At 64.9% G+C, this 25520-nt stretch carries 24 protein-coding genes, 1 tRNA gene and 4 pseudogenes; 19 read left to right on the top strand and 10 right to left on the bottom strand.

Features of this window, described 5'->3' with window-relative positions:
- Window positions 1-50 precede the first annotated feature (50 nt).
- From NLI01S_RS08565 to NLI01S_RS08555, 3 genes are all read right to left on the bottom strand, one after another.
- Entirely contained in the window at window positions 51-1133 is a 1083-nt protein-coding gene (locus NLI01S_RS08565) for an SPFH domain-containing protein (RefSeq protein WP_067601955.1), read from the bottom strand.
- Window positions 1134-1203: 70 nt separating this feature from the next.
- The gene (locus NLI01S_RS08560) at window positions 1204-1707 is read right to left on the bottom strand and encodes an NfeD family protein (protein WP_067601952.1); all 504 of its coding nucleotides are present in this window, start codon (window positions 1705-1707) and stop codon (window positions 1204-1206) included.
- A gap of 153 nt (window positions 1708-1860) precedes the next feature.
- Window positions 1861-4746: a penicillin acylase family protein gene (locus NLI01S_RS08555; RefSeq protein ID WP_190318403.1), complete on the bottom strand. Its 2886-nt coding sequence runs from the start codon at window positions 4744-4746 to the stop codon at window positions 1861-1863.
- 340 nt (window positions 4747-5086) lie between these two features.
- On the opposite strand from NLI01S_RS08555, the gene NLI01S_RS08550 reads away from it, so the two are divergent.
- Window positions 5087-5596 (top strand): hypothetical protein, encoded by a 510-nt coding sequence (locus NLI01S_RS08550; protein WP_067601946.1) that lies wholly within the window; start codon window positions 5087-5089, stop codon window positions 5594-5596.
- A 308-nt stretch (window positions 5597-5904) separates the two neighbouring features.
- Here the strand turns inward: NLI01S_RS08550 and NLI01S_RS26290 are convergent.
- Both NLI01S_RS26290 and NLI01S_RS08540 read right to left on the bottom strand, forming a co-directional pair.
- A pseudogene (locus NLI01S_RS26290) lies at window positions 5905-6397 on the bottom strand (nucleotide-binding protein); the annotation flags it as partial.
- A complete protein-coding gene (locus NLI01S_RS08540) occupies window positions 6354-7256 on the bottom strand; it encodes a cobalamin biosynthesis protein (RefSeq protein ID WP_067602115.1) in 903 nt (300 codons plus the stop codon). The gene NLI01S_RS08540 and the pseudogene NLI01S_RS26290, both read right to left, overlap by 44 nt.
- A 508-nt stretch (window positions 7257-7764) precedes the next feature.
- Here NLI01S_RS08540 and NLI01S_RS08535 point away from each other — a divergent pair.
- A tRNA-Arg gene (locus NLI01S_RS08535) sits at window positions 7765-7840 on the top strand.
- Between the two features lie 502 nt (window positions 7841-8342).
- Here the strand turns inward: NLI01S_RS08535 and NLI01S_RS08530 are convergent.
- Window positions 8343-9212: a hypothetical protein gene (locus NLI01S_RS08530; protein WP_157090987.1), complete on the bottom strand. Its 870-nt coding sequence runs from the start codon at window positions 9210-9212 to the stop codon at window positions 8343-8345.
- Window positions 9213-9367: 155 nt separating this feature from the next.
- Between NLI01S_RS08530 and NLI01S_RS08525 the strand changes: the two genes are divergently transcribed.
- From NLI01S_RS08525 to NLI01S_RS08500, 9 genes and pseudogenes are all read left to right on the top strand, one after another.
- Entirely contained in the window at window positions 9368-10519 is a 1152-nt protein-coding gene (locus NLI01S_RS08525) for an IS701 family transposase (protein WP_190318402.1), read from the top strand.
- Window positions 10516-10683, top strand: a complete 168-nt coding sequence (locus tag NLI01S_RS25650; RefSeq protein WP_157090986.1) for a hypothetical protein — start codon at window positions 10516-10518, stop codon at window positions 10681-10683. The genes NLI01S_RS08525 and NLI01S_RS25650 overlap by 4 nt, the downstream gene beginning before the upstream one ends.
- Window positions 10684-10762: 79 nt before the next feature.
- A pseudogene (locus tag NLI01S_RS26285) lies at window positions 10763-10927 on the top strand (transposase); the annotation flags it as partial.
- An 82-nt stretch (window positions 10928-11009) separates the two neighbouring features.
- Window positions 11010-11231, top strand: a pseudogene (locus NLI01S_RS26280) (transposase); the annotation flags it as partial.
- Between the two features lie 302 nt (window positions 11232-11533).
- Window positions 11534-11809, top strand: a pseudogene (locus tag NLI01S_RS08515) (phage tail tube protein); the annotation flags it as partial.
- A gap of 19 nt (window positions 11810-11828) precedes the next feature.
- The gene (locus tag NLI01S_RS25150; RefSeq protein WP_084392402.1) at window positions 11829-12530 is read left to right on the top strand and encodes a phage tail assembly protein T; all 702 of its coding nucleotides are present in this window, start codon (window positions 11829-11831) and stop codon (window positions 12528-12530) included.
- A gap of 71 nt (window positions 12531-12601) precedes the next feature.
- Window positions 12602-13579 carry a hypothetical protein gene (locus tag NLI01S_RS25645; RefSeq protein ID WP_157090985.1) on the top strand — a complete coding sequence of 326 codons (978 nt, stop codon included), beginning with the start codon at window positions 12602-12604 and terminating at the stop codon, window positions 13577-13579.
- Between the two features lie 123 nt (window positions 13580-13702).
- Window positions 13703-14509 carry an arsenate-mycothiol transferase ArsC gene (locus NLI01S_RS08505; RefSeq protein ID WP_223809169.1) on the top strand — a complete coding sequence of 269 codons (807 nt, stop codon included), beginning with the start codon at window positions 13703-13705 and terminating at the stop codon, window positions 14507-14509.
- 13 nt (window positions 14510-14522) lie between these two features.
- The gene (locus tag NLI01S_RS08500) at window positions 14523-14933 is read left to right on the top strand and encodes an arsenate reductase ArsC (protein ID WP_067601935.1); all 411 of its coding nucleotides are present in this window, start codon (window positions 14523-14525) and stop codon (window positions 14931-14933) included.
- 244 nt (window positions 14934-15177) lie between these two features.
- On the opposite strand, the gene NLI01S_RS08495 is transcribed toward NLI01S_RS08500, so the two are convergent.
- From NLI01S_RS08495 to NLI01S_RS08485, 3 genes are all read right to left on the bottom strand, one after another.
- The gene (locus tag NLI01S_RS08495) at window positions 15178-16410 is read right to left on the bottom strand and encodes a tyrosine-type recombinase/integrase (RefSeq protein ID WP_223809168.1); all 1233 of its coding nucleotides are present in this window, start codon (window positions 16408-16410) and stop codon (window positions 15178-15180) included.
- Window positions 16411-16704: 294 nt separating this feature from the next.
- Entirely contained in the window at window positions 16705-17781 is a 1077-nt protein-coding gene (arsB, locus tag NLI01S_RS08490) for an ACR3 family arsenite efflux transporter (RefSeq protein ID WP_067601929.1), read from the bottom strand.
- Window positions 17781-18065, bottom strand: a complete 285-nt coding sequence (locus NLI01S_RS08485; RefSeq protein WP_223809167.1) for an ArsR/SmtB family transcription factor — start codon at window positions 18063-18065, stop codon at window positions 17781-17783. The genes arsB and NLI01S_RS08485 overlap by 1 nt, the downstream gene beginning before the upstream one ends.
- Window positions 18066-18188: 123 nt before the next feature.
- On the opposite strand from NLI01S_RS08485, the gene NLI01S_RS08480 reads away from it, so the two are divergent.
- Window positions 18189-18608, top strand: a complete 420-nt coding sequence (locus NLI01S_RS08480; protein WP_067602109.1) for an arsenate reductase ArsC — start codon at window positions 18189-18191, stop codon at window positions 18606-18608.
- 328 nt (window positions 18609-18936) lie between these two features.
- Here NLI01S_RS08480 and NLI01S_RS08475 read toward each other — a convergent pair whose 3' ends face one another.
- Entirely contained in the window at window positions 18937-19833 is an 897-nt protein-coding gene (locus NLI01S_RS08475) for a helix-turn-helix domain-containing GNAT family N-acetyltransferase (protein ID WP_067601923.1), read from the bottom strand.
- A gap of 93 nt (window positions 19834-19926) precedes the next feature.
- Here NLI01S_RS08475 and NLI01S_RS08470 point away from each other — a divergent pair, with 93 nt between their 5' ends.
- The 7 genes from NLI01S_RS08470 to NLI01S_RS25140 all read left to right on the top strand — a co-directional run bounded on the left by NLI01S_RS08470 (window position 19927) and on the right by NLI01S_RS25140 (window position 25504).
- Window positions 19927-21384, top strand: a complete 1458-nt coding sequence (locus tag NLI01S_RS08470) for an FAD-dependent oxidoreductase (protein ID WP_067601920.1) — start codon at window positions 19927-19929, stop codon at window positions 21382-21384.
- 576 nt (window positions 21385-21960) lie between these two features.
- Complete coding sequence (locus NLI01S_RS08460; protein ID WP_067601917.1) at window positions 21961-22287, top strand: hypothetical protein; 327 nt, start codon at window positions 21961-21963, stop codon at window positions 22285-22287.
- A gap of 24 nt (window positions 22288-22311) precedes the next feature.
- The gene (locus NLI01S_RS08455; RefSeq protein ID WP_307600856.1) at window positions 22312-23730 is read left to right on the top strand and encodes an alpha/beta hydrolase; all 1419 of its coding nucleotides are present in this window, start codon (window positions 22312-22314) and stop codon (window positions 23728-23730) included.
- A complete protein-coding gene (locus NLI01S_RS26670) occupies window positions 23666-23953 on the top strand; it encodes an alpha/beta hydrolase (RefSeq protein ID WP_307600895.1) in 288 nt (95 codons plus the stop codon). The genes NLI01S_RS08455 and NLI01S_RS26670 overlap by 65 nt, the downstream gene beginning before the upstream one ends.
- 100 nt (window positions 23954-24053) lie before the next feature.
- The gene (locus NLI01S_RS25145; protein WP_190318397.1) at window positions 24054-24467 is read left to right on the top strand and encodes a hypothetical protein; all 414 of its coding nucleotides are present in this window, start codon (window positions 24054-24056) and stop codon (window positions 24465-24467) included.
- A 61-nt stretch (window positions 24468-24528) separates the two neighbouring features.
- On the top strand, window positions 24529-24990 hold the full coding sequence (locus tag NLI01S_RS08450) for a hypothetical protein (RefSeq protein WP_190318396.1): 462 nt from the start codon (window positions 24529-24531) through the stop codon (window positions 24988-24990).
- A gap of 100 nt (window positions 24991-25090) precedes the next feature.
- Complete coding sequence (locus NLI01S_RS25140) at window positions 25091-25504, top strand: hypothetical protein (protein ID WP_223809166.1); 414 nt, start codon at window positions 25091-25093, stop codon at window positions 25502-25504.
- Window positions 25505-25520: the final 16 nt, after the last annotated feature.

The following is a 25520-nucleotide window of genomic DNA, read 5'->3' as shown; positions in this document are numbered from 1 at the left end:
CCGTTGTCGGGGCGGCCACCGTCATCGTCGTCGTTTCCGTCCGGTCGGCCTCACTCGCCCTTGCGCTGGGACGGGGTCGAACCCATGTTGGCCCCGGCCCGGCGAACGTCGTCCCGGGCATCGGCGACCGCCTTCTCGGCGGCCTCCGCCGCCTGCGCCGCCGCCTGAGACGAGGTGGACCTGGCCGGGTCCGGTCCGGTGATCTGCGCGGGGCCCGAGTCACCCTCCTCCCGCTGTCCCTTCTCCGTGGACGGAGCCGTCTTGGCGGCGTCGCCGGCGAAGGCGTGGGAGACGTTCTTGACCGCCTCGGTGAACTCGCCGGGGATCACCCAGAACGTGTTGCCCTCGCCCTCGGCGAGGCTCGGCAGGGTCTCCAGGTACTTGTAGGCGAGCAGCTTGGCGTCGGCGTCGTTGGCGTGCACGGCCTGGAAGACCTGCTCGATCGCCTTGGCCTCACCGTCGGCGCGCAGGATCGCCGCCTGCTGGTCACCCTGAGCCTCCAGGATGGCCTGCTGGCGGGCGCCCTCCGCCTTGAGGATGCGGGACTGGCGTTCACCCTCGGCGTGCAGGATGGCCGCGCGCTTGTCGCGGTCGGCCCGCATCTGCTTCTCCATCGCCTCCTTGATGGTCGGCGGCGGGTCGATCGCCTTGATCTCGACCCGGTTGATGCGAATGCCCCACTTGCCGGTGGTCTCGTCGAGAACCCCGCGCAGGCGGGTGTTGATCTCCTCCCGGGAGGTCAACGTGCGTTCCAGGTCCATGGAACCGATGACGTTGCGCAGCGTGGTGACGGTGAGCTGGTCTATGGCCTGGATGTAGTTGGCGACCTCGTAGGCGGCGGCCTTGGGCTGGGTCACCTGGTAGTAGAGGACGGTGTCTATGTTGACCACCAGGTTGTCCTCGGTGATCACGGGTTGGGGACGCGAGCTGAAGACCTGTTCGCGCAGGTCGAACTTGGAATTGACCCGGTCCACCCCCGGAATGATGAAGTTCAGTCCGGGGTCGAGGGTGCGGATGTAACGGCCGAAGCGCTCGATGTTGTAGGCGCGGGCCTGGGGAACGATACGGATCGCCGACAAAGCGATGGCGACCAGGAGAACGGCGATGATGATGAGCGGTATCGCAGGGTCCATCTTCTGTACCTGTGCCTAGGTCGATTGGTGGCTTGCGCGGCTCGGTCTCGGATGGTCGTGGTGGCCGGGTTCAGTCCGCTTCCGGGCGGTCCTGTCCCGGCCTGGTCTGGTCGGGCCCGTTCGGCTCGATGGGTTCGGGCAACGCCTCGCGCGGATAGACCAGGGCGGTGGCTCCGTCGATCTCCACGACGTCGACGTGCGCGCCCACCGGGATGACGAGGTCCTCGTCGATGGATCGCGCCGACCATTCCTCCCCGCCGAGCTTGACGAGTCCGTGATCGGCGTCGACCGGTTCCAGGACCAGGGCGGATCGCCCCACCAGAGCGGCCGTGCCGGAACGAACGTCCGGGCCGCGGGTGATCTGCCGGTCCATGATCGGTTTGACCAGCCAGACCCCGGCGGCGGAGGCGGCGGCGAACCCGATGATCTGCACGACCACCGGTAGTCCCAGGGCCCCCAGGAGGCCGGCGACCAGTGCGGCGGTGGCCAGCAACCCCAGGACGAAGGTCAGGGTGAAGAACTCGGCGGCCCCGAGGGCGGCCGCGAGGATGATCCAGATCAGCCAAGCAGGCATGTTCCTGTCGGCCCTCCCGCTGTGGTTTCGGGTAGTCCTTAAGCTACCCACACAACCCTGGCGAACCACAAGAATCCGGTAATGGATACAGGATCGCGGCCCGTGGCGGGACGCCACGGGCCGCTCTCGTCCCCTATGTGCCTGCGGTGGGTGTCACCGACCACCGGAGAACTCGTAGACCAACTGGTAGGTGGGCCGGTTCTGCCAGGCGATCGGCCACATGTCGATCCCGCCCACCGACTGGTGGATCACGGTGTCCGCGCACAGCTGGTCACCTGCCGCGCAGTGTTCGTCCCCGGGGTAGATCTCCTCGGCCGGGGTGGCCGCGGCCTCGGCGAGGCTGTCCAACACCACCGTCCGGCAGTCGCCGAGGTCGCCCTCGCCGCAGTAGGCCCGGTCACCGAGCGCGCCGTCGACCTCTTGACCCAAGGCCGTGCGCAGGTCCTTGTGCACGTACGACCACCAGCCGTACTGGAACGCCGAACCACGGTGCGGCTGCCCCTGGTCGACACTGCCCGGTTCGCCGCCGCCGATGGAGCCGGAGGGCGACTCATCGGTCTGGACGGCGTGGGTCAACTCCTCGTACAGGCCCTCACCCAGACCGGGTTCGAACTGGGCCCGCACCAGGATCGGCCACCAGGCGTCCAGTACCCGGATGGCGTCGGCGTGCTCGTAGTGCCCGGCGTCGCGTCGGGGTTCGCGGCGCAGGGCCCCCGAGTCCGCCCAGGTGCGCAGGGACTCGACCGTCTCGGCGAGTTCGGGGTCCTCCACCTGCGCGGTGTCGATGACCTCCAACAGCAGCGGAAGGACCTGTTCGGCGCGCAGGTCGGCGACCCCGGCATCCATCATCGCGCCGGTGAGGGAGGCCGTGGTGAAGCGGTGTCCGTCCTCGATGAGACCGGAGACGCGACCGTCCAGCAGGTCGTTTCGGTGCACCGAACCGGTCGACCAGCCCGACGTGTAGCCCTGGGCCGGCTTGTTGTTCCAGTTGACGATGTAGTCCGGGTTGATCTGCTGCGGGTGGTCGGACTGTGGGTGGTAGTCGGCTCCGTTGGTGGCCGGGTCCCAACCGGACCAGCCTGCGTCGGAATAGGCGTCGATGGGCATGTTGGGGTCGGTGCCCTCGGTCCGGACGGGGTTGTCGCCGGAGTTGATGAACGCGATGTCCTGGTCGTCGACGTAGTGCCAGTTGAACGCGTAGGCGATGTCGTAGGCGGCCTCGGTGAAGGTCTCCGCCGAGTCGATCAGGTCGGGGTCGTTGAACTTCTGGAACCCGATGATGGAGTCGACCTCGCGCATGTAGGTGGACCGCAGCTCGGTGAAGGCCACCGGTGCTCCGTCGACAGTGGCGAAGGAACTCACCAGGCCGTGTTCGGAACGCAGCGAGGTGAGCGTGTATCCACCCACCTCGGTGCCGTCGGCGACTGTGGGCGTCCAGTCGTTGCTGACGCTCAGGGCCTCGAAGTCCACGCAGTCGCCGGAGGAGTCCACGTAGGAACGCGATGCGGTGGTGGGCTCGGAGCCGTCGGTCTCGCACAGGTCCACGGCGAAGGTGTCGGTGATGTCCTGGCCCGCCGAGGTGGCGCTCCAGGCGTAGTCGACCCCGCGACCCATCTGGACGTAGAAGCTCACGCCCGCGAAGGAGGCGCCGCGCGCGCTGATGCCCGGCCCCTGGAGCTCCTGGAGCATGAGCAACTGCGGGGAGAAGTAGCCGGTCTGCGGCCCCATCACCGCGACGGGGTTACCGCTCTCGGTGTGCTCGCCGGACACCAACAGGGCGTTGGACATGCCGCGCGGGTCCATGAAGCCTTCGGGCAGCACTCCGTCGTCGAAGATGCCCTCGGCGGCGGACAGGTCGCCCTCCTCGACCATCTCCTCCAGTTCGGCCTGTTGATCCTCGGTGAGTTCCTCCACGGTGGGCGCCTCGGCCTCGGGGACCTCAGGGGCCTGGGAGGTGGCGGCCCGGGACGCGGCGTCCGGGGCCGCCGAACCGTACTCGTCGTGGACGATGTCGTAGGGCTCGACCGAGCCGGGGTCGGGGACGACCTGACCGACCGGATCGTCGGGGGTCTGGGAGTAGGGGAACTCGCCATCGACGGTCACGGAGGCCTCGGGATCGTTCTCCATGCGCCAGGCCCGCCAGAGCTCCAGGCCCTCCTCGGCACCGTAACGATCCTGGAAGTTGGCCAGGACGATCGCGGAGTGGACCTCACCGCCGCCACCACCACCGAAGATGCCACCGACCATGGCGGCGATGCCCACGACGTCCGTTGTGGTGAAGGGCTCGATCTCGCCAGCGTTGGTGATGGCGTCCTTGTGCCCGGTCAGCACGTACTCGCCGGGAAAGTAGCGCCCGCTGTCGGCCTCTTCGATGTAGGCGTTGACGCCCTCCAGGTAGGAGTCGACGTCGGCGAGGGCCTGAACGCCACGTTCGCCGCCCTCGCTCGCGACCCGGTCGACCTGGGCCTGCTTGTCCTCCTCGGTGTAGGGGGCGGTGGCCCACAGGTCCTGTTCGAGGCCCCGGTTGCCCTCCGCTCCGCCGGCGAAGGAGGTGAGCTCACCGCGACCGACCCGGCGCAAGATGTCCATGAGGAAGAGGCGGTCCTCACCGGCCGCGTACCCGGCACCGAACATGGTGCCCTCGCGCGTGGTGCCGGTGATGTGCGGAATGCCGTGCGCCGCGTCGCGGACGATGGTGACGTCATCGCGTGGCCGGTACTCGCGGTCGACCTCGTCCTCGTCGACACCGTAGGAGGCGTCCTGGAAGAAGTCGTCGAGACCTTCCTCGGTGAGTCCGTCGTAGTGGTGCACGAGGTCGTCGTACATGTCGAGTTGGCTGGAGGAGTGCTCGGGGCGGGTACCGAAGACCTGGTGGCCGAGGATCTCGGTCAGGGTGGCGCCGCCGTTCTGGCCCGGGGGAAGGACGTCGTGGCACCCCGAGGGCGCGCAGTAGTCCTCGTAGGTGACCGACTCGGCTATGACCGGAGTGGCCGGTAGGGCGGCGGCGAGGGAGGCCGTGGCGGCCAGGGCCGCTCCCATGGCGCCGGCGCGGAAGGGGGCCCTGCGCGAGGAGGGTCGAAGGGGCGGGGGTGCGGGAGACATATACGTCACCACCTGGGGGTGCGGGCGATGGATCAGCGAAAGGCTACGCACGAGTAAGGAAATCGCGAAAGACTTTCATGTTTTTCGGGAGGGTCCATCGCGCACGGGTTCGGAGCGTCACGTTTGCGGTGACGCACGCCACACCAGCCGAAACGTCTGCGTACAGCCCGTACCCGCCACACCACTCAACGTCGAAGATTGGCCACAACCGGCCACGATCCACACCCGACCGTCCGCCGGGCATCGACCGGGACAGGGGCTTTGACACAATCCCCACATGAACGAGTACCCCGAGCAAGGCCGCCCCTGGCAGCAACCGGACGGCCAGGCCCCCGGCTGGGACCTTCCCCCGCAACAGCACATCGGAGGGCAACTGGAGCCCTACGGCAACCCCACCGGTGGTTACCTGCCGGCCGATCCGGGAGGACACCCGGCCCCCGAGCCCACCCTGCTCACCATCGGGGACATCGCCGTCACCCAGACGAGTGTCATCACCCCCGCCGGCCGCTTCCCCATCAAGGGCAGCGTGTGGACCCTGTCGGACATGAGCCGCACCGAACAGTCCACCCCCACCTGGGCCATCATCGTCGCCATCCTCATCTTCTGGTGGACCTGCCTGTTGGGCCTGTTGATCCTCCTGGTGAAGGAGACCAAGACCACCGGGCACGTGCAGGTCACGGTGCAGGCCGACGGCAGGTACCACGCCACGCAACTCCCGGTGAGCAGCCCCGTGCTCGTGCGTCAGATCAACCAGCAGGTCAACTACGCCCGATCCCTGGCGGCCTGACCCCTCGCGTGTCCCGGGGCGCCCTGGATCGGGCGTCCCCGGTGACCACGCGCAGGGCGCCTCCGGTGGAATGAAGAAGACCCCCTTCGGAACCCCCTTCCCGAGCAGTCGCCACACCGCGGCGGTGTCCACGTGCCCCGCCACCCGATCCCCAAGGCGTCCGGTCCTCCTCCCCCCCCGTGAGCGGCCGCGAACCCCACCGTCGTGGGCAGCAGACCCGACTCCGCCACCGAACCCACGTTCGACTCCACCTCGTCGCGGACGGACTCGGCCGGTACCTGGTGACCGCCGCAGATCTCCGACGCCGGGCGTCCGGTCAGGTTCCACGACGTCTCCGGGTCGGGTTCCAACAGCGAACGGTCGACCCTGAATCGGTTCACGACGAGGCCCGCGACCAGTACCCGGTCCTCCTCCAGCATCGTCGGCGTCTCGAACATCGACGCGAACACCCCGCCACGGTCGATATCGCCGACCACCACCGGTAGACCGGCGGCGCGCGCCAGTCCCGTGTTCACGATGCCCCGGCCCTCAGGACGGTCTCGGTCGGGCCGCCCGCGCCGGACTCGAGCAACACCGGCTTCACGGCGGTGGTGGGTTCGATCCCGCCGGCGGCGACCTGCATCGCCTGGGTACCGCCGATCTCCGCCCCACCCGAGGTCACCATGGAGTTCAACGACATGTTCTGCGCCTTGAACGGGGCGACGAACCGCCCCCCCTGTCGGGCCGGCCACCTGCACAGCCCACCGTGACCACGCTCTTACCCGCGTCCGAGGTAGTACCGGCGACCAGAGCCGCGTTCACCGGCCACCGCCACCGACAACGCGCCCAGGTTCACCACGCGTGCCAGACGCACGGCCCGCCGGATGTCGGCCACGGTCACCTCGGGCCCCTCCCCCATCACCGGCCGGTGCTCCACCCGGTCCCCGTAGACGTTCGTGCCACCCAACCTGCGCCCCAACGCCCCAGCGAACGCGGCCTCGCACTGCCCGGCGTTCGGGCTCGGATGCGCGTCACCGTCCCTTCGCCACACCCGCCACGCCCGTGCGGGGCTTCCACCCACCACCGGTGCCGCCGCGATCGCGAGCAGCGCGGTCAGCCTCGACGGCGCCCAACCGGCCACGTCGTCCGAGCGCGCGGCGGCCTTGCCGAACCGTTCATAGCGCTCATTTCGGTGTCCGACCATGGCGTCCAGGGTGTTGACCGCCCGGAACCCCACCAGTCCGGCGGGGCCGCCCAGCGCTCCCCACAGCAGCGGCCCGACCACCGCGTCGGAGGTGTTCTCCGCGACCGACTCGACCACGGCCCGCGCCACCCCGTCCGCGTCCAGGTGCTCGAGCTCGCGCCCGCACAGCCCACCGGCCAACGTGCGTGCCTCGTCCAGGTCCCCACGTTCCAAGGCGTCGGCGACCCGTTCGGCTTCTCGCCCCAACATGCTGCCGCCCAGGACCGCCCAGGTCGCGACGGCCGTAGGCACAGGACCCCGCAGCCGCGACCCCGCCACCACCACCGGAAACACCGTCGCCCCGACGAACAGAGCGCCCGCGGCAACGGAATCCCGGTAAAGTCGACGTTCACACCATCCCGCGGCCGCCCCGAAAAACGCCACGGGGTGCCCCCTCTTAGGGTCCGGCACCAGCCTGTCCAGCACGAATCCCGCGATCAGTCCCCGTCTCACCCCCTCAGTCAACAGCACCTACGAGGGTGCCCAAACCACAGCAAACCCGGGTTTACCACACAATGCAACGGCCCATACACCTAGAGGCTCTAGAGTCGAGGGGAAGGGGAGTGCATGCTGTTCGCGGTGGCGTCATTGATGGTCCTGGCAGGTCAATGGTGGGTCTTCTGATCCTCCCGGCCGCCCCCGCGCCGGGGCGGCCAGTTCACGAAACACCGACCGCGCAGCGGCACACCCGGGGTTAATCACGGGTAACGTGGGGCTCGAAGCCCATAGCGACCGGTTTGGTGGAGCGCGCGTGGTAATGAGACGCAACGGCGAATCACCGTAGTTGGTGAAGCTTTGCCCTCCCGTGGGCGACATCTGACGAATACCCTAGAATGTCTGCCCGGGACACCACTGCCCAGACCAGCCACCCATTGGACCGCCACCCCACCCCACAAAGCGTCACACCCTGATCACGTGCAGCAATGTCAGGTCACAACCAAATCGAGCACCCGTAGCTCAGTGGATAGAGCACCGGACTTCTAATCCGACGGTCGCAGGTTCGAATCCTGCCGGGTGCGCCACAAAACCCCAGTTCAGAGGGGACGCTTCGCCTCACCTGAAACGGTCTTCTCTACTGATGGGACCAGGATGGGACCGAAGTGGGGCCAGATCTTCCCTCATGCCTCGCCAATACCCTTGTCGGCGGGCTCTGTCGACGCCCCGCGGCGTCAGTCACGAAGACCAGCCAGTCGTCTCCTGTGCGGTCAGCAACGAGACACCACGCGACTTTACCTCCTAGCAGCAGCCCACTCCCGTGAGTGGCAGAAGGCCGTCCTGGCACACACCGCAGGGCCCTCTCAGCCCCAGTGAGCGGTGGTCTTCATGGTGACCTTGCCAGTCTGATCACGTAAAACAGGCAGCGGAGAACCTCATACGAGACCCACTAGAGCAAACCAGGCAGGGCGTGATGTCCTAGCTCGTCACCGATGAGCAGGGGTCGTTCCAGGTCCTTCAGGAGGCCGAAGGAAATGAGTTCTGGCTGGTCAAGCCGGTGCGCTGAGGTTCGTGCCCTGGGGTGAAGGCTCACAGGCCCAGCTTGGTGTGCATTTCCACGACTTCGAGGCCCACCTTCTGGGCTTCGAGTAGTGAATTCAGGGAGGCGTCCTGCTGGAGTCCGGCGGCGGTTTCGATCTGGAGCTCGGTGAAAACGTCGTTGTAGTCCTCGACCCGGTGGTCGTCGTCCAGGAGGTTCCCTGCGTACCTCACCTGATCGGCATACTCGACGATCTTGGTAACGCGTTCCTCGATCTCGCTACGGAGGGTTTTTAGAGCTTTCTGGGCCTGCTCGTAAGAGTCCTTGGCCTGCGGGTGGTCACTCTTCGGTTGGCCGATCTCCCGCAGTTTCTGTTCGGCCCTAGTCGCGCGAAGGGAATCTTTCGCTATTCTCCACTCCAGGTCTCGTAGGACGACTTGGTTGCGTGTGGTGTCAAGGATCTGGCCGGACCTGTGGATTTCGCTTGTCAGGATGTAGTCCACGGACTTCTGAACCCGGCCCAGCCTGGAACGATCCTCGGAGGCGAGGTTCTGGCTGTCTACGAAGGCATCGCCGGAGAGCTTCTCCAGATTCCTTTGGTAGCGGCTTCTCTCCTTTTCGAATTCAACGTGCGACTGCCGGTGCCAGCCAAGCCTGTAGTTGTACCAACCCCCTCTCACAATGCGAGCCACGATATAGATCCCGATAAATATTGGCAGGAAAGGGAGGAACAAGAGACCAGGATTGTCATCCGCCATGTTCACGGCTGTCACAAAAGAGACCAATGAGACAACAAGGAGCAGGAGATGTGAGCCGATACTGAAATTTTGATAGGAAGCCGGAATTTCCAGCGGTTTGGGGGGAGCAGGCTTTACAGGGAACTTGAAGCTGGGGTCAAAAGTTCTCGTGCGGCTTGACACGGGGCCTCCTGCACATGCACGTTGCGTTTCTGAGTGGGGGAAGAGCAGCGGACCCCCGGGGCGCCCCGAGACCCGCTACTGTGGGTTTTCAGTTTAGTACTGCAACGACAGGTTGCGATGTGATAGCCGCGCACAGTAGGTAACCGTGTGTGGCCATCACTGACCTTGACACCTGGTCGCGGTGCTTCGCCGAGTTCACCGCCTCCTTCGCGCACCGCTTCCCCCGCGTCGAATCCCGCCGCCAGGCCACCTCCTACCTGCGTGGACTGCTCAGCGAACTGGAACGCAAGAACGGGTGGACCCTGGCCGAGATGTGCGGCGAACAGGGCCCCGAACGCCTCCAGCGCCTGCTGAACTTCTATGCCTGGGACACTGACGGTCTGCGCGATGACGTGCGCACCTTGGTGGTGGAGGCCCTGGGCGACCCCCACGACGGGGTGCTGATCCTGGACGACACCGGATTCCTCAAAAAGGGCACGAAGTCGGCCGGGGTGGCCCGTCAGTACTCGGGTACCGCGGGGCGGATCGAGAACTGCCAGCTCGGTGTGTTCTTGGCCTACGCCGCACCCCAGAGGCGGGCGTTGATCGACCGGGAGCTGTATCTGCCCAAGGCCTGGACCCAGGACCGCGACCGGTGCCGGGCCGCCGGTATCGGTGATGAGGTCGCCTTCGCCACCAAGAACGAACTCGGCCTGGTCATGCTGCAAAGAGCAGTCCAAGCCCAGATCCCTTTCGGATGGGTCACCGCGGACGAGGCCTACGGGCAGGTGAGCCGGTTGCGGATGTGGATGGAGCAGCACGGTATCCATCATGTGGTCGCGGTGCCCAAGTCCCAGACGGTCGTGGCGATGGACCTGCGCATGCCCCGAGCGCACCAGGTGATCGCCGGCCTTCCCGGACTGGCGTGGGAGCGGCTGAGCTGCGGTGATGGGGCGCACGGGCCACGCGTGTATGACTGGGCCCGAGCCGAGATCCGCCCTTGGCGTGAGCCGGGCAAGGGGCATTGGCTGTTGGCTCGTCGGAGCCTCACCGATCCCGCTGATATCGCTTACTACATCTGCTTCGCAGCAGAACACACGACGCTGGCGGAATTGGTGCGGGTGGCCGCATCCCGGTGGGCGGTCGAGGAATGCTTCCAGGCCGCGAAGAACGAGACCGGGCTGGACCACTACCAAGTGGGTGGTTATCGGGCGTGGTACCGACACATCACCTTGTCCATGGCCGCACTGGCGTTCCTGGCCCGGCTCCGCCAGGCCGTTCAAAAGGGGGGGCAGAACACGCCTTGGGTGTGTGTCTGGTCCCCGTGAGTGTCAACGAGGTCCGCCGTTTGTTCAACCGGGTGGCGGCACGGATCTCTCATCCGGTCGAGCACGTGCTGGCGTGGTCGTTGTTCAGACGCCGATCCCAGCAGCGTGCCCGCATGAGTCACTACCGCAGACGCACAGGCAACAACCTGTCGTTGCAGTATTAGATCGTGTTTGAGAAGGGGTAACAGTCCGGGTGCTTCGCCCCTACACTGCTTCCCCAGGCCGCGAGCATGACGCTATGCCATGACGACCGGTCTACCCCTCCCTCTGGTGGGCCCTGATCGAGCCCTGCTCCCACCGGCCGACACCGGCGGCCGTCCCGAGAAGCACCCCCGCCGCAGCGTGGTGGACGCAATCTTGTACGTGGTGCGTACCGGCTGCTCCTGGCAGCACCTGCCCGTGGACTTCCCGCCCTGGCAGAGGCGTGTACTGGTGCTTCTCCCACTGAGGACACCAAGGTCATCGAGCAGATCATGTCCGCTTTGCGCCGCTGACTGCGCACCGCGCACGGACGTGGGGGCGAGCTCTCGGCGGGATCATCGACTCCCAGAGCACGAAGGGCGCCAACACCATAGGCCAGGGGCTCCGGAGCTATGCCGCGTGCAAGAAGGTCAACGGCCGCAAGAGATTCATCGTCGCCGACGCCCTGGGGTTGTGGCTGTTGGTGTGCGTGATGGCCGCGTCTGTCCAAGACCGGGACAAGGCCAGGACTACCCACCGCCCCCACATCCCGCTCGTCACCGAGTGTGGACGACGTGCTGGACTGGCCGGGCTTTCCTGTACTGAGGCAGGTACACGAACTCAAGCTCGTCACCAGCGTCTTGCCGGTCCTGAACACCAACCTCGGCCTGCGCGCCCAGTGGTACCACCGGCCTCACCACCCTGCAGACCGGGGATACTACCGGCCACTGGTCCGCTTACAGATGACCGTGTTCCGGTACCTCGAGTGACGGGAGGCGATCCCGGCACACGCTCAAGCCTCCAACACACTCGGCGCGAGACACCCCGTCGAACTTCCGCGAGTTCATCGGCGGGTTGGTCGACGGCGGCGAGGTGTCCGTCGAGTGCCACTACGACCCCGACAAGCACGACGTCATCTATGGCGACTTCAAGAACCCGAACCCGGTCGCCTACGAGATGGAGAGTCCGGCCGGCGAGCTCTGGGCTTTCGAGGCTCTGCTGACCGGGTTCGAGCGCGAGATGCCCATCGACGGGCAGATGGCCGCAACTCTGACGTGGCAGGTCTCCGGCGAACCCACCATCACCCCCGCCCCGACTCCTGCGCCCTGACCGAAAGGACGACTGACCGATGACCACACAGACCGCCGAGTTCCTCGGCCGCGACGCCATCCTCGGCGCCGACGACCTCGCATATGACACCGTCCCCGTTCCCGAGTGGGGCGGCACTGTGCGGATCAGGGCGCTGGCCGGAACCGAGAGGGACCGGTTCGAGACCGAGATCGCTGGCAACACCAAGCGTCTCAAGCTCGACAACGTGAGAGCCAAGTTCGTCGCGAAGTGCATCGTCGACGCCAAGGGCAACGCTGTGTTCAGCAACTCGGACGTCGCCGCCCTGGGTCGCAAGAACGCTGCAGTCTTGAACAGGGTGTTCGAGAAGTGTCAGAGGCTTTCCGGGCTGACCGACGAGGACGTCGACGAGCTCTTGGGGGGAATGAGGCGCCGGCCCGAGCGGGAGTTCTATTTCCGCTTGGCCGGCCACCTCAACATGGCCGTCGCCGAACTGCTCGCCCGGATCAGCTCGCGTGAGCTGACCGAGTGGGCCGTCTACGAGCGCCGCGCCGGACCCCTCGGCGCACGCCGGGGAGACATTCAGTCCGCGATCATCGCCGCAGCCGTCTACAACGTCAACCGGCGCAAGGGCACGAAGCCCATCGACCCCGAGAAATTGCTGCCCACCTGGGACGACTGCCAGTCCGAGGAACAGATGTGGGCGGCGATCCGGGAAGCCAACGCAGCCATGGGGGGTACTGAAAATGGACATATCGCCTAAGTGGATGACTCTCGGGCAACTGTCGGTAGCGGTCTGTATGGTGAGGCTCCCAGCGCCTTACGGAGACTGCATTGCCATCCCCAGAACATGAGTTCCTTACATGGGCCGCCCTTGATGCGATTTCCAATGCATCAAAATCCCAGCTCTTTAAGTATTGCGAAGCCGGACGCAAGAAGTTTGACTTCGCATGTGACATAACCAGGGTTTGGTCAAAGGCGATATCTGGACAGACCATCTGGAAGCACGATCGAGACGGAATAGACAAGGACCTAAGAACTCTTCTTTCCGACCCAGATTCTTCGGCGAACGTCTATGTCGCCAGAGACTCAATGAAGACTAGAGCCAGGCTTTCTGAAGTCGTGTCCGACTACAGGAACTCGCCAATGCGTGATCGCTTGGCTCGCTTACGAGTTTTCTGGATTCCCGAGGATTTCGACGCAGACAATGAAGTCGCTCGACTCCAAGTCAAGGGAATCCTGGACGAGGAGATAAGACGAGACCTCTTGATGCATGTAGCACTCGGAGGCCTCAATTCTGAAGATGTTTTGAATGTCACCTTGTCTCGTAGATTCGGAATGCCGATCTGGATGCTGGCTTACCTGGCAAGCAATCCCGTAGGCAACTACACGCGATGGAAAAAGGATACGGACTTCAGCGTGGCCATCCTCAAAGAGGAAGCCCTTCGCCTTGAACTATCGGGCATGGTTGACCGCGCAGGCGGGTTCAATTCCCACGAATGGGACTTCGCCGGATGGCCGAGCATCTATCGCCTAACCGAAAAAGGCAAGGCAATGCTCGACATCGCATCGCGACTTCATGACCAGATGCAAAACGAATTCTTTCGCAATAAAGAATTCGAACACATCTGCAGACTACTGGGAATTCACCACCGTGAATATGACCTGAGTGCATTCTACGAACAGACAGAGGCGTCTTTGGATCTTGCGCTTCATCACCCTACAGCCATGCTGCTTGCTCATATAGCGCACGCGTCAGAATCCGACCGCGTAGACTGGCCCGTCGCTTACTACGATCTCCCAGAAGCGTAGCAAAACACCCCCTTCTTCGACAGATTAATACTGGCCTTGATTTCTGCTAAAACCACATGGTTCAGCTGATCAATAAAATCTTATAGCGAGACCCTGAATAGACCGTGCGGGAGGTGATCCCGCATGGCGACCGTTGCATCCCTGCTCGTCAGGCTGGGTCTCGACTCGAAGAGGTTCGACAAGGGCGTCAAACGGGCCGCCCGTGGACTCGACAACCTGATCAAGAGGTTCGACCGGGTCGGCGACATCGGCAAGATGACGGCGATCGCAACCGCCGTCAGCGCGTTGACCTCCCTCACCGCCGCAGCCGGACCCGCCGCAGGCGCCGTTCTCGCCTTACCTGCAGCCGCCCTCGTCGCCGGCACAGGGGTCTCCACGCTCGCCGCCAGCCTGTCCGGCATGGGCGACGCGCTCACCGCCACCGCCACGGTGACCACTCACCTGAATGTGCTCGCCGAACGCCTGGGCGCCCTGATCGCCGCGCAGCAGACGCACGCTACCCGGCCCGTGCGCGTGCTGTTCGTGTGCGGCCACAACTCCGGACGCTCTCAGATCGCCGACGCCCTGCTCACTCACCGGGCCACCGAGCCGATCACGGTTTCTTCCGCGGGTACCGACCCCGCCTCTGAACTCGAACCCCACCTGGCCGAGATCCTGGCCGAGGTCGGCGTGGACCTGGGCCGGGCCTACCCCAAACCGCTGACCGAAGAGGTCGTCGAGGCGGCCGACTTCGTCATCACTCTGGGCTGCGGTGACGCCTGCCCCGTGGTCCCCGGGCGTCGCTACCTGGACTGGCCCACACCCGACCCCCACGGCGCCTCACCCTCCGAGCTGCGACGTATCCGAGACGTGATCGACACCCACGTCAGCGACCTGTTGTCCCTGATCGCAGCACCTACATCCGTGCCCACCACCGTCGACCCGAAGTAGGGGAACACCCGCCATGACCGGTACCGACCAGCCGTCCGTCCTGTTCGTCTGCGTGCACAACGCCGGACGCTCCCAAATGACCGCTGCCTGGCTGCGCCACCTGTCCGAGGGACGGACCGAGGTCCGCTCGGCAGGATCAGCCCCCGCCGACACGCTCAACCCCGCGGTCGTCGAGGCCATGGCCGAGGTCAGTATCGACATCACCGACCAGAACCCCAAGGTCCTCACCGCCGACTCTGTCGAGGCCTCCGACGTGTGCGTGACGATGGGCTGCGGCGACACCTGCCCCATCTTCCCTGGCAAGCGCTACCTCGACTGGGAACTCCCCGACCCCGCCGGGCAGGGTGTGGACGCCGTCCGCCCTATCCGAGACGACATCCGCAAGCGCGTCGAAGAACTCATCGGCAAGTTACTTCCCCACTAACCGTTTCCACCACAGGCGCAACAGCAACATCCAGGGCCACCTACCCCGCACCCACAAGGCAGGACACCTTGTACGAGAATCCGAAAAACTCGCCCTGCACCATCGGACGCATCCCCTGCTTGCGTGCTCCGTTCGTGCTCTGCAGTTTTGGACCGGGGCAACACCGGGCTTCTAATCCGACGGTCGCAGGTTCGAATCCTGCCGGGTGCGCCACAAAACCCCAGTTCAGAGGGGTCGCTTCACCTCACCTGAAACGGTCCCTTCTACTGATGGGACCAGGGTGGGACCGAGGTGGGACCAGCCCCTTGTTCACCCTGCGCACACTCCCCCTCCGATGGGTTCTACCCGCATCACGTAGCACCAGCCACGCGGTCCGCTCCGCCGCCTCCCGCGCCACCTGAGGCAACACGCTGGAATAGGTGTCCGCGGTCAACACGATGCTCGCGTGCCCCAGCATCGCCTGGACCACCTTCAACTCCACCCCCGCCGCCAACGCCAACGTCGCTGCCCCGTGCCGCAGATCATGCAACCGCACCGGCGGCAACCCACTCTCAGAATTGAGTGTGCGAAACAGGCGGGACAGACGATCAGGAGCCATCGGTCCACCCCGCACAGCCGTGAACACCCACCCGCGCGGGTCCCACACCCGCCCCTGGGTTTCGGCCTCGTTCTGCTGATGCCACTGGTGACGTCGCAACACCCCCAAAGTGGTGTGGTCCAACGCCACCACACGGCGACTCGCCGCGCTCTTGGGCGCCAACTCCACCAACCCACCCCGGTGACACTGGAGTTGGCGCACCACCCGCACCGTGCCGCCCACAAGATCAACCTCAGGCCAGCGCAGGCCCACCACCTCACCGCGCCGCAGCCCGGTCATCACCGCCAGGTGGAACAGCGCGTACAACCGATGCTCACCCACATGCTGCAGGAAGTGGCGGGTCTGCTCCACCGTCCATACCGCCACCGCCGGCCGAACACCACCGTGGGCCCATTCGGCCACGGCCTGCTCGGTCCACACCACCGGCCGCTCCGCCGCCCCAGGTTCCAACCGCAGCCCTTGGGCGGGGTTAGAGGCCAACAACCCTTCGCGCACGGCGGTGTTCAACGCCGCCCGCAACGTGGCACGGATCCGCTGCACCGTGGCCGCAGACACTTGTCCTCCTGCCGGTGTGGTGCGGTGACGGATCTGTTCGAAGGCCTCCTGCACCAGGGTGGGGGTCAGCTCCTCCAACGGCACCGCACCCAGATGGGGTGTGAGGTAGCGGTGGATGTGCTCGGCGTAACTGGTGCGGGTCAAAGGCCGCAACCGGGTACGGGTGGCCAGCCACCGCTCCAACCACGCAGACAGCGTCAACACCGCCGGGTCGGCATCGACCCCCTCCAGTTCCCGGGCCTGGCGCAGCCCTTCACGCGCGGCTTCCCGGGAAACGAACCCGCCCCGGCGCACCCGCCGCCTACCGCCCGGTGTGTGTTCCAAGTCCAGGGTGAAGTACCAACTCCCATGACCGCGCCTTGCCAGTCCAGAGCAGCGCCCCTCTCTGGCCTTCGCGCTCTTGGTTCCTCGGCACCCGCACCGCTTGTACACCGAACCCGATCCGGACATGACCAACACCCCTGAAACCAGTATCAGCCCAAGGACCAGAATCCGGCTTCAGAGCGTCATCTTCTCCTGTCCAGTCCCCCTTACCCGGATGTGAGGAAGGCGCCCAGTGTTTGCCGGGGCCTCCCTCGCACGAGACACGACACCCACGCCAGGTGAGCGAGTCTCGCCTTACCTTCGGTCTGCGGTGAACCGTTTGCGCCAGGCCAGCGACACATAGACCAAAGCGACGAGGACGGGAACCTCGATCAGCGGCCCGACCACCCCTGCCAGGGCCTGACCGGAGGCCACACCGAAGGTGGCGATGGCCACCGCGATGGCGAGTTCGAAGTTGTTGCCCGCTGCCGTGAACGCCAGGGTGGTGGTGCGGTCATAGGACATGCCGATCATCTTGGCGAAGGCGAAGGTGCCGAACCACATGAGCACGAAGTAGATCAGCAAGGGGGTCGCGATGCGCGCCACGTCCAGGGGCCTGCTGGTGATGGTGCCGCCTTGGAGGGCGAAGAGCAGCACGATGGTGAACAGCAGCCCGTAGAGCGCCCATGGGCCGATCTTGGGCAGGAAGTGCGCTTCATAGCGTTCCCGGCCCATCCGACGCTCGCCCAGGAAACGGGTCAGGAACCCCGCGGCCAACGGGATGCCGAGGAAGATGACGACGTTGAGCGCGATCAGCCAGGGCGAGACGTCCAAGCCGTCGGTGTCCAGCCCCAGCCATCCGGGGAGCAGATCCAGGTAGAACCAGCCCAGCACGCCGAAGGCCAGGACCTGGAAGAGGGAGTTGAGGGCGACCAGGACGGCGGCGGCCTCGCGGTTGCCACAGGCCAGATCGTTCCAGATGATGACCATCGCGATGCATCGGGCCAGGCCGACGATGATGAGTCCGGTGCGGTATTCGGGGAGGTCGGCCAGGAAGATCCAGGCCAGTGCGAACATCACCGCCGGGCCGATGACCCAGTTCACCACCAGGGAGGAGATGAGCAGGGATCGGTCACCGGTGACGGTGTCCAGGCGGTCGTAGCGGACCTTGGCCAGGACCGGATACATCATCACCAGCAGGCCTAGGGCGATGGGCAGGGCGATACCGCCGATCTCCATCGCGGCCAGAGCCTGATCGATGCCTGGGACCAGGCGCCCCAGTCCTAGACCCACGGCCATGGCGAGCAGGATCCACACGGCCAGGAAGCGATCCAGGGTGGACATTCGCGCGGCGACCGAGGCGGTGGTCGGTGCGGTGTCGGCAGAGGCCATCAGCAGGGTCTCCTGTTGTCTGCGGCGGCATGGGAGCGGGCGGTGCGGGCCAGTTCGGCCATCGATCCCGCGAAGGTTTCCAGGGCTTCGGGCAGGAGCCGGTAGTAGGTGTAGCGCCCACAGGGTTCGGTCGCGACCAGGCCCGCCTCGCGCAGGACGCGCAGGTGGTTGGACAGGTTGGTCTGGCCTGCGCCGGTCTCCTCGATCAGGTGTGTGGTGCACAGGGTCTCGTGAGCGAGCAAGGAGACGATGCGCATGCGCAAAGGGTCCGCCAGCACCCTCATAAAATCAGTGTCGACTGATATCAGCATGCCCTGATATTGACATAGCATTCGATGCCGACGCGAATTCCCCTCCGGCCTGAACCGACCATCGAACCGGGCCCGAGATAGAAGGTGGAGGCCTCCATGACCGAGACACCATCCGTACTCTTCGTGTGCGTGCACAACGCGGGCCGCTCCCAGATGGCCGCTGCCTGGCTACGGCACCTGGCCGGTGAGCGGGTACTGGTGCGTTCGGCGGGATCGGCCCCGGCCCAAAGCATCAACCCCGCGGTGATCGAGGCCATGAACGAGGTGGGTATCGACCTCACCGACCAGCGCCCCAAGGTCCTCACCACCGAAGCGGTCGAGGTCTCCGACGTGTGCATCACCATGGGTTGCGGCGACGTGTGCCCGGTTTTTCCTGGCAAGCGTTACCTGGACTGGGACCTGCCCGACCCGGCCGGGCAGGGCGTGGAAGCCGTACGTCCCATCCGGGATGACATCGAGCAGCGTGTTCGCGGGCTCCTGAAGGAGCTGGGAGTGACCGCTCGCCCCCGCACCTGAGGAGCACCGTGGCAGTGGGCCATCCGGTGTGGTCGGTCCTTGGCACGGACGCGTCGCGTACATGCTGTCCGGCACGGCGGGTGGCCGAGCAGGGAGAGTTCGGGTGGGCTTCTCGTCCTAGGAACCCGTGTGCGAGGCCTCGCCCGAAGACGACAAAGCAGGAGTCCGCATCTCCCAGGATCCGTCCTTTGCCATGAAAGTGGACCAGGATGGGTGGGACCGTCTTGGTTCCGGGCGGGTACAGGCGATCCGGCGGGTCGGCGACTTCAACGTCGCGGCTACGTGGCAGGCGAAAGCATGCGTCTCCTGGTGGAAACGATGGCCGAGGTCAGGGGTTGAGGTCGCCGGAGCCCTTGTGAGCAACCGCGTCGGGGGCGATCTCCTCGTCCGGGCGGCGCCTCTCCAACAGCACGATGTCGCGCCAGGTGCCGTGGTGGCGGGCGATGCGTTCGCGTACGCCCACCGTGCGAAAGCCGGCCTGATGATGCAGGGACAAGGAGGCGCGGTTCTCAGGGAAGATCGAGGTCTGCAACATCCACAGACCAGCGGTGTCGGCCTCGGTGACCTGCCGGTACAGCAAGGTTTTGCCCACACCACGGCCACGCGCGTCCTCAGCCACGTACACCGAGGTTTCAGCCACCCCGGAATAGACCTCGCGGGTGGAGACCGGTGAAGCAGCGGCCCAGCCGACGACGCGATCATCGGTCTCGGCCACCCATCGGTGTCCCGTGAGCCACTTGTTCTTCAGTTCTTCCAGATCAGGGACTCGGGTCTCGAAGGTCGCTTCACCGGTGGCGATGCCTTGGGCGTAGATGTCGCGTACCCGTTCCAGGTCGGCTTCGACCATGGTTCGGGTGGTGACGTCGCCGGGCAGGTCGGTGGGGCAGCAGGGACGGGCGTTGAGTACACCCATCACCGCGTCCGCGGCATGCGGCAGGCCGGTGCAGCAGGCCGGGTTGACCGCGACTTTGGTGGAGGTACCCACCTTGGTGAGGGTCACGAACCCCACGTCGGCGAGTTTGCGCAGGTGGTGGGAGACCGTGGGCTGGCGAACATCCACCATCTGGGCCAACTCCCCCACACTGACCGCTTGGGGAGTGGTGGCGATGGCGTGCAGCAGGCGAACGCGCATGGGTTCGGCCAGGCAGGCGAACCAGGCGGCGTAGGTCTCGGCGTCGGCGGCGGGGAGCAGGTGGTCGATGTGTCCGAGTGTCGTCGCAGTCATGCACTCATTATCGACCAAGACCTATGGTTGCTTCCATCGATTCCCATCGATAAAGTCTCAGATCATAGATCCTCGTCGATGAAAGGGAGTGTCATGGGTGACGAGCGTCCCGTTGTGGTGATCGGTGCGGGCCCCACGGGTTTGGCGGCGGCTGCGGAGTTGGTCGAGCGGAAGGTGCCGGTCCTGGTTCTGGAGAAGGGGGACTCCGCTGGTGCGGCGGTGGCCGGGTGGGGGCACGTGCGTCTGTTCTCGATGTGGCGCGACCTGGTCGCCCCGGCCGCAGAGAAGCTGCTGACCATCACGGGTTGGCAGCGTCCGGACGACAGCCACTATCCGACCGGCCGTGAGTGGGTCGAGGCCTATTTGGTCCCGTTGGCCCATACCCTCGCGGATCGGGTCCGGTTCCGCACCGAGGTGACCGGCGTGAGTCGCAAGGGTCGGGATCGCGTGGTGGATTCCGGGCGCACCGACCAGCCCTTCACCGTGCGGGTACGCACACCGAAGGGTGAGGAGCAGATCCTGGCTCGCGCGGTAGTGGACGCCTCGGGCACCTGGGGGTCACCCAATCCGCTGGGGGGCGACGGCTTGCCCGCGCTGGGCGAGGGGACGGCCGCCACGCACGTTTCCTACCGCATCCCCGATCTGACCGTTCCGGGTACTCGAGCGCGATACGCTGGCCGGACCACGGCGGTCGTAGGCCGAGGGCACTCGGCACTGACCGCTCTGGTCGCCTTGTCCGCGTTGGCCGAGGAAGAACCCGGGACCAAGGCGGTGTGGGTACTGCGCCGCGGAGAGATCGGTGACGCTTTCGGCGGTGGAGCGGCCGACCAGCTCGCCGCGCGTGGTGCACTCGGACAGCGCGCCAAGGCCGCGGTCGAGGCCGGGCATGTCGAGGTCGTGACGGGGTTCCGCACCGGCCGGGTGCGCGCAGAGAATGATCGCTTCGTACTGATCGACGATGACGGTCGACAGAGCGAGCCGGTGGACGAAGTCGTGGCGCTGACCGGGTTCCGCCCCGACTTGGCCTTCCTCTCCGAGATGCGCTTGGGCTTGGATCCCACTCTCCAGGCGCCGGTGGAGCTGGCCCCGCTCATCGATCCCAATGCGCACTCCTGTGGCACCGTCTACCCCCATGGGGCCAAGGAACTGTCCCATCCCGAGGAGGGTTTCTTCCTGGCCGGGATGAAGTCCTACGGACGCGCCCCCACCTTCTTGGCGCTGACCGGGTTCGAACAGGTGCGCAGTATCGCCGCCCGGTTGGCCGGTGACCATGAGGGTGCAGCCCGCGTGAAACTGACCCTGCCCGAGAGCGGAGTCTGCGGTGGAGCCGGGTTGTTCGAAGACTCCACCACCGACACAACCGACACAGCAGGTTGCTGTGGTCCTGTCCCGGAGACGGTGCAGGAGCCTGTGGCCGAGGGGAGCGGTTGCTGCACCGCCCCGACCATCTCCGAATCATCCGTGGTCTCTGCTGGTGGCAGCGGCGTGGTGTCCTCAGAGCCGGCTACCTCATCTGATGAGGGTGACTGCTGCGTCGACGCATCGTCGTAGAGGATCTCCTTGGCCGTACCCGGCCGTCTCTCGTGCCGCCCGTGAAGAATGCCTCGCCAGTGGATCGGTGTGGCTGCGGGGCTTCGAGGTCGATCTCGGGTACGGCCTTTTCCTCGTGAGGATTTCGCGAGGTGCCATCGGACGCTCTTTCAGGCTTGCGTGCTCCGTTCGTGCTCCGCAGCTTTGGACCGGAACAACATCAGACGGCCCATCGTGGCACAGGACGGCACCCGGATGCGGATGGTGTGGGACACAACGGCATGAAGTGACACGTGACGGTACGTGACCATGGAACTTCTAATCCGACGGTCGCAGGTTCGAATCCTGCCGGGTGCGCCACAAAACCCCAGGTCAGAAGGGGTAAGCGAGGATCTCGAAAGAGGTCCTCACGGCGTTTTCGGGGCTTGTGTGCTCCTGGTGTGCTCCCCAGTACAAGGTGGGTGCAGGTGGGGGCGCACCTCGCGGAGCCATGGCCGTTTCCGGACAGCAGTAAACACCGTTTCGCCCTGAATCGTGGCTGCTACGTACGGTAACGTCCTGGTTGCTCCCTCACGCCTTGAACCAGTAGGAATCCCTATGTCCACCGCCACCGGGGTCAACCCCATCGAAGCGATGAACGAAGCCGAACAGGCCGAGGAACTCGCCATCCGCACCATCTCAGCGGCCCCCGCCCTCGAAGACATCACCGATGAACTCAAAGAAGCCGTCTCCTCCTACGTCGCCTCCGGCGTAGAGAGCTTTGAGATCAAGACCTTTGAAAACATCAGCCAACTCGCCCAGAACTCCGTGAACCTCGCCCAAGACGTACAAGGAGCCGACCTGGAGATCGCGGCCACCGATCACGAGGCCTCGGACGAGTTCCGCGACGGCCTGGACCTGCTGGACATCCCCGTCAACTTCTGACCCCGACCAGAAGAGCACACCGACATGACGACTGGATCCACCCCCACGCTGGGGCTTCCCGGCGACATCGACGCCGACCCCGCCACCATCCGCACCGGCGCCGAAGCCCTGGTAGAGCTGCGTCTGTCCCTCACCGGACAAACAGAGGAGACCGACGCCGGTTTCCGTAGCAGCGCGGGCGAGTTCACCGACCTGGTGGCCTGGGACATCACCACGGCCGCCGCCGACGAACTCATCCTGTGGGAGGACACCACACGGGACCTGACCTACGGGGCCGCCACCTTGAAACAGTGGGCCCAGGACATCGAGGACTACCGGGCCAAGCGCACCAACCTCGAGGACAGGTTCAACACGGCCCTTGCTGATTCCGCAGAGGCCGTCAAAGATCCTTTCGCCGTGGCCAAACCCCTCGATCGGACCAAGGAACTTCTTCTGGAGGAACACCAGGGTTACTGGAACACCCTGATGGACCAGGCCGAGGAAACCTCCGACTCCCTGCGGAACGGACCCTCAGCAGATGCCTTGGCACGCATGGCCCAAACCGGGCTGTTGACCGGCACCCAGCTCTCCTACTTCGGCGACAGCTACCCCGGCATGCTCCCCGACGATCTTCCCAGCCCGGACGATCACCCCTCCACCGTCAACACCTGGTGGCACTCCCTGGACGAATCCGAACAACAACAGGTCATCGAGGACCACCCCGACCTCCTGCGCGACCTGGACGGGGTCCCCACCACCATCCGCGACCAACTCAACCGGGACCACCTGGACGAGGAGATCGAACGGTTGGAGGAAGAGATCGAGGACATCGAACAAGAGCGCGCAGAGGCCGTTGAAGTCATCGGTGATTCCGATGGTGATGGAGATGAGAACGTCTACATCCCCCCGACCGACCCGGCCAAGCTCCGAGAAGAACTCGACACGCTGACCAGGCTGCACGGGGACCTCAACGCCGAGGGCGCCGACAGGTACCTGCTCGCCCTCGACCCCAACGATCGCGGGCGAGCCATCGTGTCCAACGGCAACCCCGACACCGCCGACAACGTCGCCACCCTCGTCCCGGGCACCACCACCACCTGGCAAAGCATCGACGCCCAAATGGGCCGAGCGAACTCGCTCATGGAGTCCGCGAACGACGCAGCGGAGAACGATGAGCATGCCGTGATCAGCTGGATCGGCTACGACGCTCCCAACTTCGCCGAGGCGGCTGGAACCGGGCGCGCCGAGGGTGCGGTCGATGAGCTGAGCCGGTTCCAGGACGGTCTTCGTGCCACCCACGAGAACACCACACACTCGAACAACACCGTCATCGGGCACAGCTACGGCTCCTGTCGTCGGACACACCGCTCAGAGCGAGGCTGGCCTCAACGCCGACGAGATCGTCCTGGTAGGCAGCCCCGGCACGAACGCCCAGCACGCGTCCGAACTCGGGTTCCTCCCTGAGAACGTACACGCCTCAACAGCGAAGAACGACGGAATCACCGGCCTCACCGATCTGACACACGGCGCCGACCCCACCAGCCCCGAATTCGGAGCAACCGTGTTCGAATCCAACGAGGGCAGCGAAGGAGGCCAACGGCCACTCGGAGCCGCCCACTCGGAATACTTTAAGGATGGTTCGCTCTCTCTGAAATACATGGGAGAAGTCATCGCTGCAGAACATTAGAATGATTATGAAAATGAACCGACTAAAGATTACGGCCTGTGCCACCCTGACCTCCCTCACATTTACAGCCTGCAGTACCGAACCCGGACAGAGAGCAACGATGGAAGAAACAATTACTCAAGACGAAGCCGCCGACAAGGTCAAGGAGCACATTGATGGAGTGATGTCCTCACTCCCAGACGAAGCCGAACTCGAAACACGGCAAGGCATGAATTATGCTTCCTGCGACGATCCAACTGATGGTGGACCGAAGGACCGAGTTACCGTCAGCGAAAGACTATGGATCCGGGGGCTCCCAAGCGAGGAGAACGAGTCCAACATCGAACTAATGCACGACTACTGGGCCAATAACGGATATCAGGTAATTCACGATCTACGTCCAGACGAGCTGTTCGTGACCGTGGAAAATGAAACAGACGCTTTCAACGTATCCGTCCAAGTCAGCGACGAGGGCAGCCTCTCGATTGGCGCTTCTTCCCCTTGCGTGTGGCCAGAGGGAACTCCAAAGCCCTGAGGATGATTGCGCCCGGCCGGGCATGCTCTTGGCCGGGGAACTCCCTGCACTGCAGATAACGATGGCCGAGACGCTCACGACCGCGACCGTGTCCAACGACAATCCCGACACCGCCGACAACGTCGCCACCCTCGTCCCAGATGCCACGACCACCTGGCAGAGCACCGATACCCACATGGGCCGAGCGAACTGGCTTGTGGATACTGCCAACGAGGCGGACGATAACGCCGACGAGATCGTCCTCGTGGGCAACTCTGGTACGAGCGCTCAGCACGCGTCCGAACTCCGGTTCCCTCCTGCGAACGTGCACGCCACAACAGCGAAGAACGACGGAATCACCGGCCTCACCGATCTGACACACGGCACCGGCCCCACCAGCCCCGAATTCGGAGCAACCGTGTTCGAATCCAACGAGGGCAGCGAAGGAGGCCAGTGGCCGCTCGGAGCCGCCCACTCAGAATACTTCCAAGAAGGTAATGATTCATTGGAGTACATGGGTGAAGTCATCGCTGGAAAACACTAGGACGCCTAAAATGATGAACCAATGGAAAGCGGTGGCATGCGCCACCTTGACCGCCCTTGTTTTGACTGGCTGCAACATCGGATTCGGACAGAGAGCAGACATGGAAGAAACGATCACCCAGGACGAAGCCGCCGAGAAGATCGAACAACACGTCACCGACGCCGTAGCTGCTCTACCTGACACTGTTGAACTCGAACCCCTCGGACCGGTCGCCTTCGCCTCCTGCGACGATCCCACAGACGGCGGCTCTAAAGACCGAGTCACGGTCAGTCAGAGGCAGTGGCTAACTGGGCTTCCCGCAGAGGACAACGAACAGAACGCCGAACTTCTTTACGAGCATTGGACCACTAACGGCTATCGCGTACTCCACGACAAACGTCCTGGAAAACTGTCGATCAGCGTTGAAAACGAGGAAGATGCTTTCAGAATGTCCCTTAGAGTAAGCGACCAGGGGAGTCTTTCTATCGGCGCTTCTTCCCCTTGCGTGTGGCCAGAGGGAACTCCAAAGCCCTGAGGATGATTGCGCCCGG

The sequence above is a fragment of the Nocardiopsis listeri NBRC 13360 genome (genome assembly GCF_001570765.1).
Classification (GTDB): domain Bacteria; phylum Actinomycetota; class Actinomycetes; order Streptosporangiales; family Streptosporangiaceae; genus Nocardiopsis; species Nocardiopsis listeri.
Note: the sequence above shows the minus strand (reverse complement) of the source record. Positions and strands in the feature narration are given on the sequence as shown.